The following is a 17,388-nucleotide window of genomic DNA, read 5'->3' on the forward strand; positions in this document are numbered from 1 at the left end:
TACAACGAGTCTCTTGGGACCCATAGACGTTTTTCGTGCGCCGCTTCACTCCCTCACTCCGCTGCCGAACTGGCTGGTGCTGGCGCTGCTGGTGGCGGTCACGGTGCTGCTGGTCCTACTCTCACACCCGCGCGGGGGGCGAGTCGGCGCTGCCGCAGGGCGCGACAGTGCGGCGGGGCGTGCTGGTGGCGCGGGGCGCGCTGGTGCGGCTGGCGTCGGGGCTGATGCGCCGGCTCAGGCCGGCGGGAGCGCCGATGGTCCAGCCGAGGGCGCTGACGGGCCCACCGGGGCGGATAGGGGGCGCAGCTACTCCATCGCCCGCAGCCAAATCTCGCTCAAAGGTGGGGAAGGCAACAGTTAACGCCAGTTTGGTTGGTTTAGGTTTGGCTCATGATTTTTCCCAGCCTGGCCGCGCTGACGGCTACCCCCACCCCTAGCCCGGTCCCCGCCCCGGAGGCCGAGCAGCTCACCGGCATCGCGGCGTGGGCGGTCAACATCATGGAGACCCTGGGCGGCTTTGGGGCCGCCCTCCTGATCGCGCTGGAGAATCTGTTCCCGCCCCTGCCCAGCGAGGTAATCCTGCCGCTGGCCGGTTTCACCGCCTCCCGCGGCTCCATGTCCCTACCCGCCGTGCTGGCGTGGACCACCGCCGGCAGCGTTGTGGGCGCCCTGGCGCTTTACGGATTGGGGGCGGCGCTGGGCCGCGAGCGAACTCGTAAAATATTTAACAAGTTGCCTTTGGTGAAGATTGAGGATGTGGACCGCACCGAGGCCTGGTTCGTGAAATACGGTAAGTACACCGTTTTCTTTGGCCGCATGATTCCGATCTTCCGCTCGCTCATTTCCATCCCTGCGGGCGTTACGAAGATGAACCTCTGGCTGTTCACCCTGCTGACAACGATTGGCTCCCTCATTTGGAACAGCGTCCTTGTGGGGGCGGGTTACCTGTTAGGCGAGCAGTGGCACGTAGTCGAGGTCTATGTAGGAAACTTGTCGAAAGTTGTCCTCGCCATTATCGTTATTGCGGTAATCGTTTGGGTCGGATTCCAGTTATGGAACCGCCGGAAGGCGAAGGGGTCTTCCTCGCGTTGACGGGATGGGGATGCCAATGGCTGCCAGCACCGAGGCAATCGCAGGCGCTACCAACCGCTCATGGGAGCGCTGGGTGCACACGCTTAACAAGGCCGGCGGCGCCGAGCTCTCCCACTGCCAAATCGTTTCCATCGTCCGCTCAATGCTAGGACCGGAGGTTGTTTCCCCCGACTGGTGGGCGCAATCCGTCACGGTGACGTACGAGCAGCACATCGGCCGTCGCCAGCCCGGCCAAGCCGCCGACGGCTCCTACCAGATGTCCGTCTCCAAGACCCTGCCGGGCGAGCTGGACGAGGTCTTCTCCCGTTGGCTCAACTTCGTTGACTCGGTGCCGGACATCGGCGGGCTGACGTTCCTGAACACCCCTAACGCCTCCTCCACGCCGCGCTGGCGCTACTGGCGCGCCACCCTGGACGACTCGACCCAGGTGGTCATCTCCCTGACCCAGAAGGAGCCAGGGAAGGTGGGCATCACAGTGAACCACTCCAAGCTCTCCGGGCGGGAGTCGATCGGCCAGTGGCGCGCGGTCTGGAAGGACTTCCTGGAGGCCTGGTAGGGCGCTTTCCGGGCCCCGGAGGGAGCGCGAGAGGGCACGGGCTGTCCGACACAATGGGTGGGGCCCCGCACTAGCGTGCGGGGCCCCACCTTTGCTCTTCGGGAAGCCGAACCCTACCTGCAGGCAGCGGTTTCGCGAAGCTGAGCGGTGTCCGGGTGGTGCTCACACCACCCGGACACCGCGCTTACGGACGCAGCAGACGCTCCAGGCTGACCAGAACGCTGTCGTTGATGGACCGCTTGCCACCCAGCACGTCGATCGCGTCCACCTTGGCGCCCACCAGGGCGCGGCGGGTGGCGGAGGTGACGTCGTTGGACTTGACCAGCAGCAGACCCGCGTTGCCGGCCAGGGCCCGCGGACCCGCGGCCAGGGCATCGGCGAAGTCCGTGCCGGAGGCGATCACCAGCTTGTTCGCGTTCGCCGCGTACTCAGTGAACAGCTTGCCAGCGGTGTCGAAGCGGTCCACGCCCATGATGAGCTTGGCATTGCGGCCCGCCAGGCCGGAGTCGTCCATGATGCCGGCAGCGGCGCCACCGACCACCACCACGGGCTCCGTCTTGTAGTCGGCCAGCGTCTCACGCACGGCAGCCGGCAGCTTGGCACCCTGGGTGAGCAGGACCGCACCCTTCTCACGCCCGGCCGCCACGCCCGCGCCCAACGCGTCTGCGTAGGACAGGCCGGAGGCCAGGAAGAACTTCGCCGGGCGGTGGCCAAGGTCGGTGAGCTTGTGGGTGATCGCTACGGCCGTCTCGACGCGGTTGGCACCCGTGATTCGCTCGACCTGGATGCCGGCCAGGCGCAGGGCCTCAGCCTTCACTTCGCTGACGGAGTTCTTGCCGCCGACGATGTAGACCTTCTTCACGCCGGAGTCCAGCATCGCCTGGAGCACGGAGGGCTCCAGCGTTGCGGTCACCGAGAAGTAGAGCGGCGCCTTCAACGCACCGGCCAGCGGGCCGGAGGAGACGGCGTCGGCGTAGTTCTTGCCGGTGGCCAGCAGAGCGGTGCCCGGGGTGAACCCGCCGTCCTTGGCCGCCTCGATCGCCGTGGCCACGCGGTCCGCGCCCGCCAGACGCTTGATGGTCAGCGGCGCCGGCTGCGCCGGGGTGGACGGGACGGCCGGGGTGGACGGGGTGGCGGTGACCGTGGCCGACGCGCTGGCCGAAGCGGACGCGGAGGTGCTGACAGAAGGAGACGTGGACGCGGAAGCGCTGGCCGAAGTCGACGCGCTGGCCGAGGTAGACGCAGACGCGCTAGCGGAAGCAGACGTGGACGCAGAAGCACTGGCCGAAGTCGACGCGCTGGCCGAGGTAGACGCAGACGCGCTAGCGGAAGCAGACATCGACGCGGACGCGCTGGCCGAAGTCGAAGCGCTCGCCGAAGTCGACGCGGAGGCCGACGCACTCGCGGAGGCCGAGGTGGACGGCTCCGGCGCCGGCGTCGTGGAGACGTCGGCCGTGGCGCGCAGGGTCTCGCCGCCAACTACCACCTCGACGGCCAGCGGCCCCTCGAGGTTGGCCTGCTCGGTGCGCACCACGTAGGTGGTGTTAACCGCACGCACGGCACCGTCGTTGGGACGGCGCAGGTCCTGGCCACGCGCAGCGGCCGCCTGGCCCACCAGGGTGGCGGGCACAGTCTGCCCCTTGGCGTCACGCACGGTGACCGTGGCGGCAGCAACGTCGGCCACGGGCGCGCTCAGGTAGGCCAGGTTGCCGTCGGCCTCCACCTTCGCGTCGCCGCGCAGTTCCTTGGCCCACGTAACCTTGGGGTCGCCGTAGAAGTTGGCGCCGGCCAGGTTCAGCTCCACACCGCGAGCCGGCATGCGCTTGACGAAATCTTCGAAGCTGCGGTCGGCCTGCGGCGTCCACGCCACCTCAGCGGTGGCCATGAGGCGGGGGTAAAGGCGGAACTGGGAGTCCTTAATGCCACGGGTGTGCTCCGCCCAGAAGGCGGCGCTCACACCGAGCATGTGCTGGTCGCCAACAGCCGGGCCGGACAGGGAGGGGTCCCAGTTGTAGAACCGCTCCAGGTCGCACGGGGTGCTACCGCACGCCCAGCTCGGGCCGCCCAGGGCGTTGGTCTGCCGCTGCGGGAAGTAGGTGGTGGTGGCCGGGGACATGATCAGCTTCATGCCGCGCCCGGACAGGATGGCGTTGCGCACCTGCTGCGCGTTGCCGTTCCAGTACTGGATGACGGTCCCGTTGGGCAGCTTGCTCAGGTGAGCGGCAGCCTCGTTCCACACCATCGGGGTGCGACCACGAGCCGCGATCAGGGGCATGGTGCGCTCCATGAACGTGGCGTAGTCGGCCCCGGAGATGTTGTGGGGCTCGTCGCCACCGACGTGCAGGTACTTGCCCGGCATCATGTCGGTGACCTGGCCAAAGACGTGCGCCAGGAACTTGTAGGTGTTCTCGTTGCGAGCGCCCATGTTGGCGTCACCCACGGAGGTGTTGGTGATGACCGGAGTGGTCTGGCCCTCAGGCACCACCGGGTGGGAGCCGCCGCCGTTGAGCTGCGGGATCGCGTGCAGCTGGGCGTTGGAGTGCGCCGGGCCATCGATCTCGGGGATCACCTCGATGTTGCGGGCGGTGGCATAGGCGACGATCGCGCGGATGTCTTCCTTCGTGTAGAAGCCGGGGATGCCGGGCACGCGCGCCACGCCGTCGGTGACGGGGTCGTCCGCCTTGACGGAGATCGGGGCCCACTTCGCGGTGAGCACGGCGGTCTTGCCGGAGATGGAGGTCAGGCGCGTGTAGTCGATGTCGTCGCCAGCCACGCGGCCCTCGTTGGTGATCTCCACGCGCCAGGCCTGGTCGTCGGTCAGGTGCAGGTGCAGCTTGTTCAGCTTGACGTGCGCCATCTGGTCGATGATGCCCAGCATCTCGTCCTTGGTCAGGAAGGAACGCACCACGTCAACCATCAGGCCGCGGTACTCGTAGCGCGGCTTGTCCACGATGGTCTGGGCGGGCACCTCCCACGGGCCCTTCACGGCCTCGGTGGAGGTGGCCCACGGGCCGAGCAGCTGCAGCAGAGTGCGGGAGGCGTAGAACAAACCGGCCTCGGTCTTGGCCTTGGCGGTCACCCCGTCGGCCGTCACCTTCAGCTCGTATCCTTCGTCACCGCCCTCGGTCCAGGCGGCGTCCAGGACAAACTTGATCTTGCCGTCCTGGGAGATCGGCAGGTCGTAGCCGGTGGAGCGGCGCAGCAACTCCGCCAAGTCCTTCGCGGCGAACTCGCCACCGCCAGTGAAGCTAATGGAGGCGTTCGCCGGCAGGGTGAAGGTGCCCTCCCCCGCAACGACGCTGTCCGGCAGCGGGACTACCTTGGCGATGTCGGAGGCCGGCGGGGGCGGAGCGTCGGCCGTGCCCCAGATCTCAAACTCCCACAGCGAGGGGCCCCACTGGTTGCGCAGCGCAAAGGACTGCAGGCGCAGGTGGGTGGGCTTCACGCCCGCCGGGATGGTCAACGGGGTCTCGATGGACTTCTTGAAGCACCCATCCCCGGTCTTGGTGACGCGCTCGGAGGCGGGCTCGAAGGTCTGCCCGTCGGTGGAGTACTGGAACTGGTACTCAGTGGAGCAGGCGCCGGCCCACTGAATGCGCGCACGCTTGGCCACCGCGTTGGGCGGAAGCGTGACGGTCAGGTGGCCGTTGGCCTCGCCGCGACCGGACCAACGGGAGGCATCCGCAGCGCCCTGGTTGGCCGTACCACCGTTACCATCGTCGCCGTCCACGGCCTTCTCGGGCCCCCACTTGCCCGCCATCTCCACGCTAGAGGCAACCACCTGCTGCCCAAGGGCGATGTTCCGCTCCTCCGGCTCAGCAAAAGCGGAGGTGGTAGAGAGCAGGCTCAATGCGGCAACGCCTGCCAACACCCCCATCGCGCGTTGGGTGACTCGTCTTTGCATCACTTCTCCTTTGGGAGCAATCGCCATTGATTAGCAGCCACTGCTGCTGAACGTTCAAGCAGCAAGATAGGACTCCCCAAATCATGTGAGAAAAATGGCGCGAAATCAAGGTCAACCGAGCAACAAAGATCAGACCGCCTCTGTTCCTGCGGGCCCACCCGGTCTCACCAGGCGAAAAGGGGCTCCTCACTGATGAGAGCGCACGGGCAGGGAGTTGGGCTTCGAGCTGCTCCGCGGCTCAGCGCGCGGCGCTGTGGAGGCGGTGGGCGGCGTGTGCGGTGGCCGGCGCCGTCGGCGGTCACCGGCGCGGCGGGCGCAGTGGGTTGCCCCCGAGCGCACAAGCGTGCGGATGCCCTGCTGGAAGTCGCCCATGATCGCGCGGGGCTGCCCCCGAGCGCACAAGCGTGCGGTCGGGGTACATCCGACCGACCGGTGCCATGGCCCCAAGCGGTCACATGTACCCCGTTGCAGCATTTGCGAGCTTGGGGGGCCAGGGATAGAGGCTGCAGCCACGTCAGGAGACACCGGCGCCCCGTGGCAGCCGCCATGCTTGGCCGCCCGTGGTGGCTTGGCTTGGCCGCCCGGCCTTGCCGCCCGAGGTGGCCGACGCTCCACCCACCACCCGGAATCCACGCCGGCCCTCCCCTGACCGGCGCCCCGTGGCGGCCACCCCCGAGCGCACAAGCGTGCGGTCGGGGCACATCCGACCGACCGGTGCCATGGCACCAAGCGGTCGTATGTACCCCGTTGCAGCATTTGCGAGCTTGGGGGGGCCGCGGCCGCGCCCGAACTCATCCCTCCTTCCCCTGCCACACCCGCAGGAGGCCAGGCACCCCTTTCCTATCCGCGCCTGCCCACCCCGGCCGGGGTGTGCGCAAACGCTTGCGCCTTTGTTGCAGCTCCCGAGCCTTTGTTGCAGCTCTTGCGCCTTTGGGCGACCTTTTCAGCCGTTAATCAGCCCCGTAGCGCCACGAGAGGTGCAAGAAAGCCACAACCGGTGCAACAAGGGCTCAACAGGAACCGTAAAGGCACAACCGGTTGCGCAACGACCAGCGGCCCTGCCCGACGCGCCCCTCGGGTCCAGTCCCCACTCTGGTCGCCACGGAAGCCGGTCCAGAGAGAACGGGCCTCCCCACCGGACCACCTCAATGGCCCCACACGCTCTCGTCTGAGAAGGGCCTGAAATGGGCCAAAACGAGCGGTCGGCCCTCCCACCGAAGCGGAAGGGCCGACCATGCGCCCCGGGGACCTCACCCGCCTAGGAAGGTGAGTGCCCCAGTGCCTCCCGGCTGTGGTACCCGGCTAGCGGCGCCGCTTGCGCGCAGTGAGCACCAGCAGACCACCAGCTGCCAGGGCTACCGCCCAGGGCAGGACTTGGGCGGCGTCGCTACCGGTCTTGGCCAGCTTGCCCGTGCGCCCCGGGGTCGGAGCCGCAGACGGAGTCGGCGACGGCGCCGCCGGCGGTGCCGTGGGCTGGCCCGGCTGCGAAGGCGTCGGCGTCTGCGACGGCGTCTGCGACGGAGTCGGCGTGCCCGACGGAGTCTCGGACGGAGTTTCACTCGGGGTCTGCGACGGAGTCGGCGTACCCGACGGAGTCTCAGACGGAGTCTGGCTCGGCGTCTGCGACGGCGTCGAGCTAGGCGTACCCGACGGAGTCTGCGACGGAGTCTGACTCGGCGTCAGCGACGGCGTCTGGCTCGGCGTCTGCGACGGCGTCTGGCTGGGGGTCTGCGACGGAGTCTGACTCGGCGTCTGCGACGGAGTCGGCGTACCCGACGGAGTCTCGGACGGAGTCTGACTCGGCGTGGGCGGGGTGGCAGGCTCTTCCTTGACGTTAACGATGTCATCCAGGCTCACCTGGCCACCACTTTGCTTCACACTGACCACAACGGCACGCGCGTTGAGCTTGTACCCGGCAGGAGCCTTGGTCTCCACCAACTCATACTCCCCCCACGGCACCGCACCAAAACGCACAACACCATCCACACCAGAAGTCGCGCTAGCAACCACCTTGCCCGCCTGGCGCAGCTCAAAGACCGCCCCCGACAACGGCACACCAGCCTGGTCCTTCTTCACCCCCACCACATCGGCCCGCTTAACCGCGTTGGTCACGCTACCCACATCCACACTCTGGCCCTGGGCAGAAACCCTCACGCTCTCCTTAAACGCAGTGTCAAGCACGTAGTTCTCCAGCGTGGAGACCTCCACCAGCTCATACACGCCGTAGCGCACACCCGCAAACGTGGCCACACCATCACCATCCGTGGTGGCCCGGTAAACGTTCTTCCCCGACTGACGCAACGCAAAGACCACACCAGCCAGCTTCTTGGCCGCATCATCAGCATCCACCTTGGTCACCGTCACCGTGCCCGTAATCGGAGCATTCTCCCAGTCACCCACCGCAACCGTCTGGCCCTGGGTAGAGATGACGACTTCCTTGGTCACGGTCGAGAGCTGATAACCCGCAGGCGCCACCGTCTCACGCAGCTCGTACCTACCAAAACGCACACCCGTGAACGTGGCCAGGCCATCGTGCCTGCGACTGCGCCGTGTAGGCAGCCTGCGTGGCAACCGAACCATCGGCGTCCACGGCGAACAGCTCGAAGGTCGCACCAGGCAGAGCCTTAGCGGCGTTACCCGCCTCGACCTTCTTCACGCTCACCGACCCGGTGATCGGAGCATTGCCCCAATCACCAGCCGCAACCGTCTCACCCTGGGTAGAGATGACAACTTCCTTGGTCGCAGTCGAAAGCTGGTAACCCGCCGGCGCCACGGTCTCGCGCAGCTCGTACTTACCAAACCGCACACCCGTGAACGTGGCCAGGCCATCGGCCTGCGACTCGGCCGTGTAGACAGCCGCGTCGGCGACCACGCCGGCCTCAGAAACCGGGAACAGCCCGAAGGTCGCACCAGCCAACGGGTTCGCCGCCGCACCGGTCTCGACCTTCTTCACACTCACCGACCCGGTGATCGGAGCATTGCCCCAATCACCAGCCGCAACCGTCTCACCCTGGGTAGAGATGACAACTTCCTTGGTCGCGGTCGAAAGCTGGTAACCCGCCGGCGCCACCGTCTCACGCAACTGGTACTTACCGAAACGCACGTTCGCGAACGTGGCCAGGCCATCGTCCTGCGACTGCGCCGTATAGGCAGCAGAGTCAGCCACCGAACCATCGGCGTCCACGGCGAACAGCCCAAAGGTCGCACCAGGCAGAGCCTTAGAGGCGTTACCCGCCTCGACCTTCTTCACACTCACCGTGCCAGTAATCGGAGCGTTCTCCCAGTCACCCACCGCAACCGTCTGGCCCTGCGTGGAAACCACAACCTCCTTGGTCACGGTCGAAAGCTGATAACCCGCCGGCGCCACCGTCTCACGCAACTGGTACTTACCGAAACGCACGTTCGCAAACGTGGCCAGGCCATCGGCCTGCGACTGCGCCGTATAGGCAGCCGCGTCAGCAACCACGCCGGCCTCAGAAACCGGGAACAACCCGAAGGTCGCACCAGGCAGGACCTTAGCGGCGTTACCCGCCTCGACCTTCTTCACCGCCACCGACCCCGTGATTGGGCTGTTGTCCCAGTTGCCGACCTGGACCACCTGGCCCTGGCTGGAGACCTGAACCTCCTTGGTCAAGGTCGAAAGCTGGTAACCCACCGGTGCCTTGGTCTCACGCAACTGGTAGGTACCGGCCTTCACGCCCGCGAAGTTGGCAACACCAGAAGGACCGGAGATAGCCGTGTACTTCACCGCCCCGGCCTGCTCCAGCACAAACGTGGCACCCGCCAGCTTCTTGCCCGCGTTACCGGCCTCTACCTTGGTCACCGACACCGCACCAACAATCGCCCGGTTCTCCCAATCACCCACTGCTACGGTCTGGCCTTGGGTAGAGATGACAACTTCCTTGGTCACGGTCGAGAGCTGGTAACCCGCCGGCGCCACGGTCTCACGCAACTCGTACTTACCAAAGCGCACGCCCGTGAACGTGGCCAGGCCATCTGCCTGCGACTGGGCCGTGTAGGCAGCCGCGTCGGCGACCACGCCGGCCTCGGAAACCGGGAACAGACCGAAGGTCGCGCCAGGCAGGACCTTAGCGGCGTTACCCGCCTCGACCTTCTTCACGCTCACCGTGCCAGTGATCGGGGCATTCTCCCAATCACCCACCGCTACGGTCTGGCCCTGGGTAGAGATGACAACTTCCTTGGTCACGGTCGAGAGCTGGTAACCGCGCCGGCGCGGCGGTCTCGCGCAGCTCGTACTTACCAAAGCGCACGCCCGTGAACGTGGCCAGGCCATCGGCCTGCGACTGCGCCGTGTAGGCAGCCGCGTCGGCGACCACGCCGGCCTCAGAAACCGGGAACAACCCGAAGGTAGCACCAGCCAGCGGGGTCGCCGCCGCACCGGTCTCGACCTTCTTCACACTCACCGTGCCAGTAATCGGAGCGTTCTCCCAGTCACCCACCGCAACCGTCTGGCCCTGCGTGGAAACCACGACCTCCTTGGTCACGGTCGAGAGCTGGTACCCCGCAGGCGCCACGGTCTCACGCAGCTCGTACTTACCAAACCGCACGTTCGAGAACGTGGCCATGCCATCGGCCTGCGACTGGGCCGTATAGGCAGCAGAGTCAGCCACCGAACCATCGCCAGCAACAGCGAACAACCCAAAGGTCGCACCAGCCAGCGGGGTGGCCGCCGCACCGCCATTACCCGCCTCGACCTTCTTCACGCTCACCGACCCCGTGATCGGGCTGTTGTCCCAGTTGCCAACCTGGACCACCTGGCCCTGGGTAGAAACCACAACCTCCTTGGTCAAGGTCGAAAGCTGATAACCCGCCGGCGCCACCGTCTCACGCAGCTCGTACTTACCAAAACGCACGTTCGCAAACGTGGCCACGCCATCGGCCTGCGACTGCGCCGTATAGGCAGCCGCGTCAGCAACCACGCCGGCCTCGGAAACCGGGAACAACCCGAAGGTAGCACCAGCCAACGGGGTCGCCGCCGCACCGGTCTCGACCTTCTTCACACTCACCGTGCCGGTGATCACCGCGTTAGGCACCTTGCCCACGTTGACCACCTGCCCCTGCGAAACCACCTGGGCATCCCAAGACTGACCAGACAACTGGAAACCAAGCACCGGAACAAGCTCACGCACCTTGTACGAACCAAAGCGCACATTCTCAAACCGCACCACACCATCACGCCCAGAAACGCTGACGATCAACCGGCGCAGCAGCCACCTGCCCATCACCACCAACCGGGAACAAACCAAACTCAGCCCCCGGCAACACCGACACCATGTCCGCAGCATCAACCTTGGTCAGGACACCACCGAACCAGTAATCGCAGCGTTCTCCCAATCACCCACCGCAACGGTCTGGCCCTGGGTAGAAACCACAACCTCCTTGGTCACGGTCGAAAGCTGGTAACCCACCGGCGCCACCGTCTCACGCAGCTCGTACCTACCAAAACGCACACCCGCAAAGGCGGCCACGCCGTCGGCCTGCGACTGGGCGGTGTAAGCGGCAACGTCGGCCACCCCACCACCGGCCTCGGCAACCGCGAACAACCCGAAGGTGGCACCAGCCAGCGGGGTCGCCGCCGCACCGGCGTCGCCGGCCTCCACCTTCTTCACCGTCACAGTGCTCGGCGATCGGGGCGTTGCCCACCTTGCCGAGGTTGACCACCTCGCCCTGGGCGGAGATCTGGGCGTCCCACGTCTGGGTGGACAGGACGAAACCAGGCGCGGCCTCGATCTCCTTCACCTGGTAGGAGCCCACCGGGACCGGGGTGAAGCGCACCACGCCGTCGGTGCCGGAGCGTTGACGCATCAGGGGCTGGGCGGCCGGCGCGCCGTCGGGACCGAGCTGGAACAGGCCGAACTCGGCGCCCGGCAGCAGGGAAACCATGTCCGCAGCGTCAACCTTGGTCAGCTCCACGGTGCCGGAAACGGTACGGTTGACGAACGGCTCCGAGCGCAGGTCAATGAAGTAGGCGTCGCTTGCCAGGTACGCCGTATCAACCCGCTCGCTCTTGACGTAGCCGGGCGGCGCGGAGAGCTCGCGCACCTGGTATTCCCCGAAGCTGACGAAGTCGAAACGCACCACGCCGTCCTGGCCGGAGGTCGCCGTGTAGCGCGGGGTGTCCTGGTCGCCGAACTCCATCACCGGGAACAGGCCGAACTCGGCGCCCGGCAGGGGCCTGCCCGCTTCGTCCGTCTTCATCAGCAGCACGGCGCCCTCGGAGCGGTAGTTCTCCACCGTCTTCTCGATAAGGGTGCTGGACTGATCCACCGTCACGTCGAAGGGGGCGCCGGTGGAGAAACCACGCGGCGGCGTCACCTCCACCACCCGGTACTCACCGGGGCTCACCCCGTAGAAGTTGGTGATGCCGTCCATCGTGGTGGGCTGGGAGGTCTGCACGGTGGTGTTGCCCTGGAGCAGCTCGAACACCGCGCCGGCCAGGGTGGTCTGCGGGTCTTCCGCATCAACCTTCGTGATCTGGATCTGGGCACCGGACTGGTGGTTCACCACCCGGTAGGCACCGTCCTGCTCGTTGGACGGGTAGGGGCTGGTGCCGGAGAGGTAGATCGAGAACGGGTCGATCGGGAGGAAGCCGGGCAGTGGCTCCAGCTCGATGACATCGTACTCGCCGAACTCCAGGTTCTCGAAGGTGGCGTTACCAGCGGAGTCGGTCTCGCCTACGCGGGTCTCCTGACCCGGGATCGCCGGGCCGGGAATCGGCATGGGCTGCGGTTTGGGCAGCGGCTGCGGCATGGGCCGGGGAATGGGCATGGGCATCGGCCCAGCCTGCGCCGGGTTGACGAAGCCGCCTACGGCCGCAGCCACCGCGCTGGTGAGCGTGGGCAGGCTGACCGCGTCGATCATCGGGGGGCGGCGGCGCAGCTCAAAGCGGACCCCGGGCAGCGGCCTGCCCTTATCGTCCACCTTGTGGATCGTCAGGTCCCGCCTGCCGGGCACGATACCTATGTTGCGGCTCGGGAACGGGTTGGTGGTCGAGACCGTGAATACGCCGGTGGCGCCTTCGTTGCCGGTCACCGTTTCGATGTGGGAGATCGTGCCGTTTCCGGTCGCGTTGGCGGGGCTGAATGCCTCCGCGTCCTGCTTCTGGGTGACCAGCTTGTACTCGCCGCGCTTGTCCACGGTAAAGCTGAACTCACCGAACGAGGGGAAGGTGCCGTCGATCTCGGTGCCGTCGGCGTTCCGGGCCGGACTGCCGTCGGCATTCTTCACGTAGACCAGCTGCCCGTCTCCGGGGTAGTCGTCACTGTCCTCGATGCCGTTGGCGTTGCGGTCCATGAAGACGCGGCCGGTGATCGTGTAGTTCCTCGTGTTTACCCGCGAATTGTTGGTGTCGAAGAACGTCCCGTCGCTGTGGGACACGATCATCGAGTTGATGGCGGCCTGGGTGTTGAGGTACGGCCGGTTGTAGCCGCTGGGCGGCATCTGGTGCTTGGAGACCAGGTGAGCCGTGTAGCCCGGTTCCAGGCTCTGGCCCGGCTTCAGGACGGCCTTGGTCATGCGCACGTCCGCCCAGGAGGCGCGGTTTTGCGCCACCTGCTGCGCCAGCTCCTCCTCCGTGAGCCAGGTGACCTGCAGCACGGAGTTGAGGTCGGGGCCCTGCTCGATCAGGGAGTAGTAGAGGTCGAACTTCTGCAGTGTCTGCGCGTTCTCCGGTAGCTCGCTGAGGGGGCCGGCCAGCGGCGCCCGGAACCCGGAGTGGGTCATCTCCTCCGGGCTGCCGCCGTAGTCGCTCTCGCGCAGCCAGGTGCGCGGGGCGTAGGCGCCGTGGGCGTCCGGCACGATCGAGTGGTCGTTCACATGCGGGAAGACGTCGATGAACTGCACGCGGTCAACCGGGGCGTCGGTGCCGTTGGTGACGGACTGGCGCCAGTAGAAGTAGTCGCCCTTGTCCACCATCGGCGAGCTGACGAACCAGTCGGTCCCGTTGGCGGATACCTCTAGGCGACCGCTGACCTCCTTGGCGCCGACGATATTGATCGTGTGCCGGTTGGTGAGGAACGCCTCCGTGGTGTTGCCGTCCTTGTCGAGGTCCAGGGCGTCCACGTAGCGGTGGGTGCCGTCCTCGGCCGTGACCTCGCGCTCGCCGTTGTCGCGCCAGATCGAGTAAGAGTCGATCACGTTCTCACCCTCGGGGGCGAGGCCGGTGGCGCGCAGGTAGTAGCGCAGGGAGAGGGTGGCGTTGGGCCGGTCGGCGGACTTCACCACGCGGTTGACGCCCAGGTCCACCACCAGCGCGTCGCGGCCGTCGCCAAGGTAGTTCGGGTGGACTTGGGTGGTGTAGCTGTCGCGGGACTGGGTGTAGTTGTTGAACCTGACGTCCCAGAGGCGATCGAACTCGACGCCGGGCGGGAGCATGACCACGTGCCGCAGCCGGTTGACCGTGCCGTTGCCGGGCGCCCACTTACCGGTGGGAACCAGGGTGTCGGTGAACAGGTAGAGCATGGGGCAGGAGCTGATGGGGCTCTGGCCGGGATTGAAGCCGGGGCAGCGCTGGTAGGTGCGGGGGCCGTAGTTGGTGGCCCCGCTCAGGTCGAGCTTCGGTTCGGGCAGCTTGATGGTCACCGTGTCCGTGGCCACCGGGCTGGTGGCCGCAACACCGGTGACCTTGTCGGTGGCGGTGAAGGTGGCGCTGTTGCTGTACTCCTGTGGGGTGCCGTACTCCTTGCCGCCCCACTTCTGCACCTCGGCCCGCACCATGTCCGTTCCCACGGTGAACTCGTATCCCACGGAGTTCATGGCCAGGCCCCTGGGGAAGTCGAGTTCCAGGGCGACGAAGCTGCGGATCTGGTCGTTGACCGTCAACTCGCGGCCCACCTGGAGGTTGCGCCCGATCTCTACGCGGTAGCCGTTCGCGCGCACGCCGTAGAGGATGTTGAAGGAGTTGTTGAGCGCCTCCTCCACCTGACGGTCGGCGGCCTGCGGGGCGCTGAGGCGGTAGCCGCGGCTGATCTCGAAGGTGTCGTAGTACAGGCGCGGGTCAAGGGAGTGGTCGGAGACGCGCTTGGCCAGGTGGGTGTCTCCGTCCTGGCTCCAGTTCAGGGCGAACTTGATCCGGCCGGAACCCTGCTCTGGGATGGAGCTTCCCTCCCGCCAGAGGCTGTCGTGGCCGTAGGTCAGCTGGGGGGTCTTGGCGGTCTTTTCCAGCTGCAGGGCGGCGGGGGCGGCGGGCGGTCCGTAGGCCCGGAACTCCGCCCAGGCGGTGTCGGTGCTGGACACCATCGTGTCGGTGCCCTCGTAGGTGAGGAAGGCGGTGCCGACGTTTTGGTGCATTAGCGGCGTGCCGGCAGGTGCCTTGATGGCCACGTTCTTGTAGAGCAGGTGGATCCGCTTGAAGTAGCCGCGAGTGTCTGTTGCCTGCGCGTCCCATGCGTCGGAGAAAACGGCCTTGTTCCCCTGCACGCTCCATCCCTCCTGGATGGACTGCGGGGCGAGCTCTACGCCCTCGGCGAGGGTGTTTTCGAAGCGAACCATGGAGGGGAAGAATTGGCCGGCCCCGTCCGGCGCGCCGGAGGCGGGGTCGGGAATGACGTGGAAGTCGTAGCTGACCAGGACGCCCTCGACGGGCGTGTGGGTGGCGTCGCTCGCCTCCTGCTCGGAGGCAAGCTGGAACGTTGCCTGCGCAACGCGCTCCCGGTTCTGCTGGCCCTCGACGTTCTTAACTACGCCCTCCGATGCCTGCATGCTGAACTTGTAGGCAGTGGAAGCCTTGGCGGTGAACGTGGCGGTGGCGGAGACCAGTTCGGTGCGCTCGTCGGAGAGCAGGATCCAGGTGGGCGTCACGGTGGTGCCGTTGGGGGCAGCGCCGTTGCGGAAGGTGAGTGAGAAGGGCGCGCTGATGGTGGTCTGATCGGCCAAGTCGTCTACGTAGTATTCGACGAACCAGCTGGACTCGTCCTCTGAGCGGACGGTATATGAGGATTCGCGCGGCTCTAGGAACTCCACCGCCTCGATGTATTCGGACTGCTTGGGAATGGAGAGCCTGAATAGGACGTTCTGGAGCCCCTCTCCTATTCCGGAGACGTGCGCATGCGCCACCGCCTCGATCGGCACTCCGCTCCAACCCGTCAGGTCCGGCTCGCTACCATCCTGGAGCGCGTCGAAGGTGGTGATCTTGAGGTCGTAGTTTGCCGGCGCGGCAGAAACGGCCTTGGCCGCAAAAGGGGTAAACGCCATCTGGGCAAGCAGGAGCACGGTTAGCGCCAGCGCCAACCAAGCTCCTCGCAGAGGCATAGTTCTGCTAATTGAGTTCTTCATGTGCTTTTTGTCCTCAGTACGTGGGAAGGAATGAGGTCATCTGACGACACGAAAGCGCGTAGTCGCGTCTCAGCATAAGCAAAATGGCAGACAAATGATAGTCAGCGCCTAAATGCTTGCTTGACTCCCGCGCATTTGGGGATTTGTGCCGTTAAATACGGGTCGGGGTCCAGCACCGCGTCCCTTCGATGCTGGACCCCTTTCCCCTCTTGAAGCTCGGGCCCGCTCCTCTAGAGCCTCCGCGAACTCCAAGCCTTGCCCCAAGGCCGCGCTTGCGTGCACGCTTTGGGAAGACCCAGGTGAGTGTCGATCACTTTTGATCACTTAACACTGGGCATGAATGTAGTGGCACAGGCCGCCAAGTGGTACATACCAATCGTGTTGGACTGCCCACACTTCGCCGCCCCGCCGGCCTTGCATCCGTACCCCCAGGGGGTATACTGAGGCGCGAAAACACGGCACTGTGTGGGCGGCCGCCGCGTCCCCCACCCACTGCCACTCCCCCCAGACCTAACTTCCATTCAACCGCCCGATCGGAGCCCCATGGCGAGCTACTCAGACAGCAAGCCGGCCCTGCAGGCGCGGCTACGCCGCATCGAGGGGCAGGTGCGCGGGCTGCAGCGCCTGATCGAAGAGGACACCTACTGCATCGACGTGCTGACGCAGATTTCCGCCACCACCAAGGCGCTGCAGGCCGTGGCCAACTCGCTGCTCGCGGACCATATGAACCACTGCGTCATTCAGGCCGCCCAGTCCTCCCGGGCCGAGGGGGAAGAAAAGGTCCAAGAGGTAATGACCGCACTCAACCGTTTTATTCGCGCCTAACCGCACCCACCCAAGAAGGAGAATTCCATGAGCACGGAGCCCACCACCTTTGACCGCACCATCGAAATCGACGTGGACGGCATGACCTGCGGCCACTGCGTCAGCCACGTGACCGACGAGCTGAACCTGCTGCCGCAGGTGAACAACGTGTCCGTGCTGCTGCGCAAGGACGCCACCTCCACCGTCACCGTGGTGATCAGCGAGCCGGTGGAAGACGCCGCCCTGAACGCCGCCATCGACGAGGCCGGCTACGACGTCGTCGCCATCCGCCGCGACGAGAAGTAACCGGGCCCCACCCAGCCAGGAGGAACCAGTGGCCAGCGAGGAACGCTTCATCGACCTGAACGTGGAGGGCATGACGTGCGCGTCGTGCGTCAACCGCGTGGAGCGCAAACTCAACAAGTTGACCGGCGTCTCGGCGCTGGTCAACCTGGCCACGAACTCCGCCCGCGTCGAGGTCACCGACCCCTCCGTCGGCGCCGAAGAGCTGATTCAGGCCGTCCGCGCCGCCGGCTACACCGCCTCCCTGCGCGTGCCGGCCACCGCTGCGGCCCAGTCCACGCCGCCTGCCGGGGTGCACGACGCCCCGCCCGCCGCCCTCACCGCTGCTGAAGCGGCGCACGAAAAACGTCTATGGGTCCCAAGAGACTCGTTGTCACGGTAGCTCAGGCTGGTGAATATCGGTCGCACAAACTGAACCAAGAAGATGAACAGCAAC

The 17,388-nt window shown here is 66.2% G+C and carries 11 protein-coding genes and 1 pseudogene; 6 read left to right on the top strand and 6 right to left on the bottom strand.

Annotation, left to right across the window (positions count from 1 at the left end; all coding sequences use genetic code 11):
- The 3 genes from AC4PWQ_RS02705 to AC4PWQ_RS02715 form a co-directional block, all read left to right on the top strand.
- Positions 1-361, top strand: a 361-nt coding sequence (locus tag AC4PWQ_RS02705) for a hypothetical protein (RefSeq protein WP_492089712.1), incomplete at its 5' end; no start/stop codon positions are given.
- 29 nt (positions 362-390) lie between these two features.
- Positions 391-1,092, top strand: coding sequence for a DedA family protein (locus tag AC4PWQ_RS02710; RefSeq protein ID WP_371151258.1), 702 nt, complete (start codon positions 391-393; stop codon positions 1,090-1,092).
- Between the two features lie 16 nt (positions 1,093-1,108).
- Positions 1,109-1,648 carry a hypothetical protein gene (locus AC4PWQ_RS02715; protein WP_371151256.1) on the top strand — a complete coding sequence of 180 codons (540 nt, stop codon included), beginning with the start codon at positions 1,109-1,111 and terminating at the stop codon, positions 1,646-1,648.
- Positions 1,649-1,832: 184 nt separating this feature from the next.
- Here AC4PWQ_RS02715 and AC4PWQ_RS02720 read toward each other — a convergent pair whose 3' ends face one another.
- From AC4PWQ_RS02720 to AC4PWQ_RS02745, 6 genes and pseudogenes are all read right to left on the bottom strand, one after another.
- The gene (locus tag AC4PWQ_RS02720) at positions 1,833-5,552 is read right to left on the bottom strand and encodes a family 20 glycosylhydrolase (RefSeq protein ID WP_371177317.1); all 3,720 of its coding nucleotides are present in this window, start codon (positions 5,550-5,552) and stop codon (positions 1,833-1,835) included.
- 1,302 nt (positions 5,553-6,854) lie between these two features.
- Positions 6,855-8,060 carry an MSCRAMM family protein gene (locus AC4PWQ_RS02725; protein WP_492089713.1) on the bottom strand — a complete coding sequence of 402 codons (1,206 nt, stop codon included), beginning with the start codon at positions 8,058-8,060 and terminating at the stop codon, positions 6,855-6,857.
- Positions 8,047-9,759: an MSCRAMM family protein gene (locus AC4PWQ_RS02730; RefSeq protein ID WP_492089714.1), complete on the bottom strand. Its 1,713-nt coding sequence runs from the start codon at positions 9,757-9,759 to the stop codon at positions 8,047-8,049. Before AC4PWQ_RS02730 ends, AC4PWQ_RS02725 begins: the two co-directional genes overlap by 14 nt.
- Positions 9,707-10,795: an MSCRAMM family protein gene (locus AC4PWQ_RS02735; protein WP_492089715.1), complete on the bottom strand. Its 1,089-nt coding sequence runs from the start codon at positions 10,793-10,795 to the stop codon at positions 9,707-9,709. The genes AC4PWQ_RS02730 and AC4PWQ_RS02735 overlap by 53 nt, the downstream gene beginning before the upstream one ends.
- A gap of 72 nt (positions 10,796-10,867) precedes the next feature.
- Positions 10,868-11,188 carry a prealbumin-like fold domain-containing protein gene (locus AC4PWQ_RS02740; RefSeq protein WP_492089716.1) on the bottom strand — a complete coding sequence of 107 codons (321 nt, stop codon included), beginning with the start codon at positions 11,186-11,188 and terminating at the stop codon, positions 10,868-10,870.
- Positions 11,189-11,243: 55 nt separating this feature from the next.
- Positions 11,244-15,845: pseudogene (locus AC4PWQ_RS02745) on the bottom strand (MSCRAMM family protein); the annotation flags it as partial.
- Positions 15,846-16,388: 543 nt separating this feature from the next.
- On the opposite strand from AC4PWQ_RS02745, the gene AC4PWQ_RS02750 reads away from it, so the two are divergent.
- The 3 genes from AC4PWQ_RS02750 to AC4PWQ_RS02760 are packed head-to-tail and all read left to right on the top strand — an operon-like array spanning position 16,389 to position 17,334.
- On the top strand, positions 16,389-16,670 hold the full coding sequence (locus AC4PWQ_RS02750; protein WP_371151251.1) for a metal-sensitive transcriptional regulator: 282 nt from the start codon (positions 16,389-16,391) through the stop codon (positions 16,668-16,670).
- A gap of 27 nt (positions 16,671-16,697) precedes the next feature.
- On the top strand, positions 16,698-16,955 hold the full coding sequence (locus AC4PWQ_RS02755) for a heavy-metal-associated domain-containing protein (RefSeq protein ID WP_371151249.1): 258 nt from the start codon (positions 16,698-16,700) through the stop codon (positions 16,953-16,955).
- Between the two features lie 28 nt (positions 16,956-16,983).
- Entirely contained in the window at positions 16,984-17,334 is a 351-nt protein-coding gene (locus tag AC4PWQ_RS02760; protein ID WP_492089717.1) for a cation transporter, read from the top strand.
- Positions 17,335-17,388 lie beyond the last annotated feature (54 nt).

It is taken from the genome of Buchananella sp. 103232 (assembly GCF_058725725.1).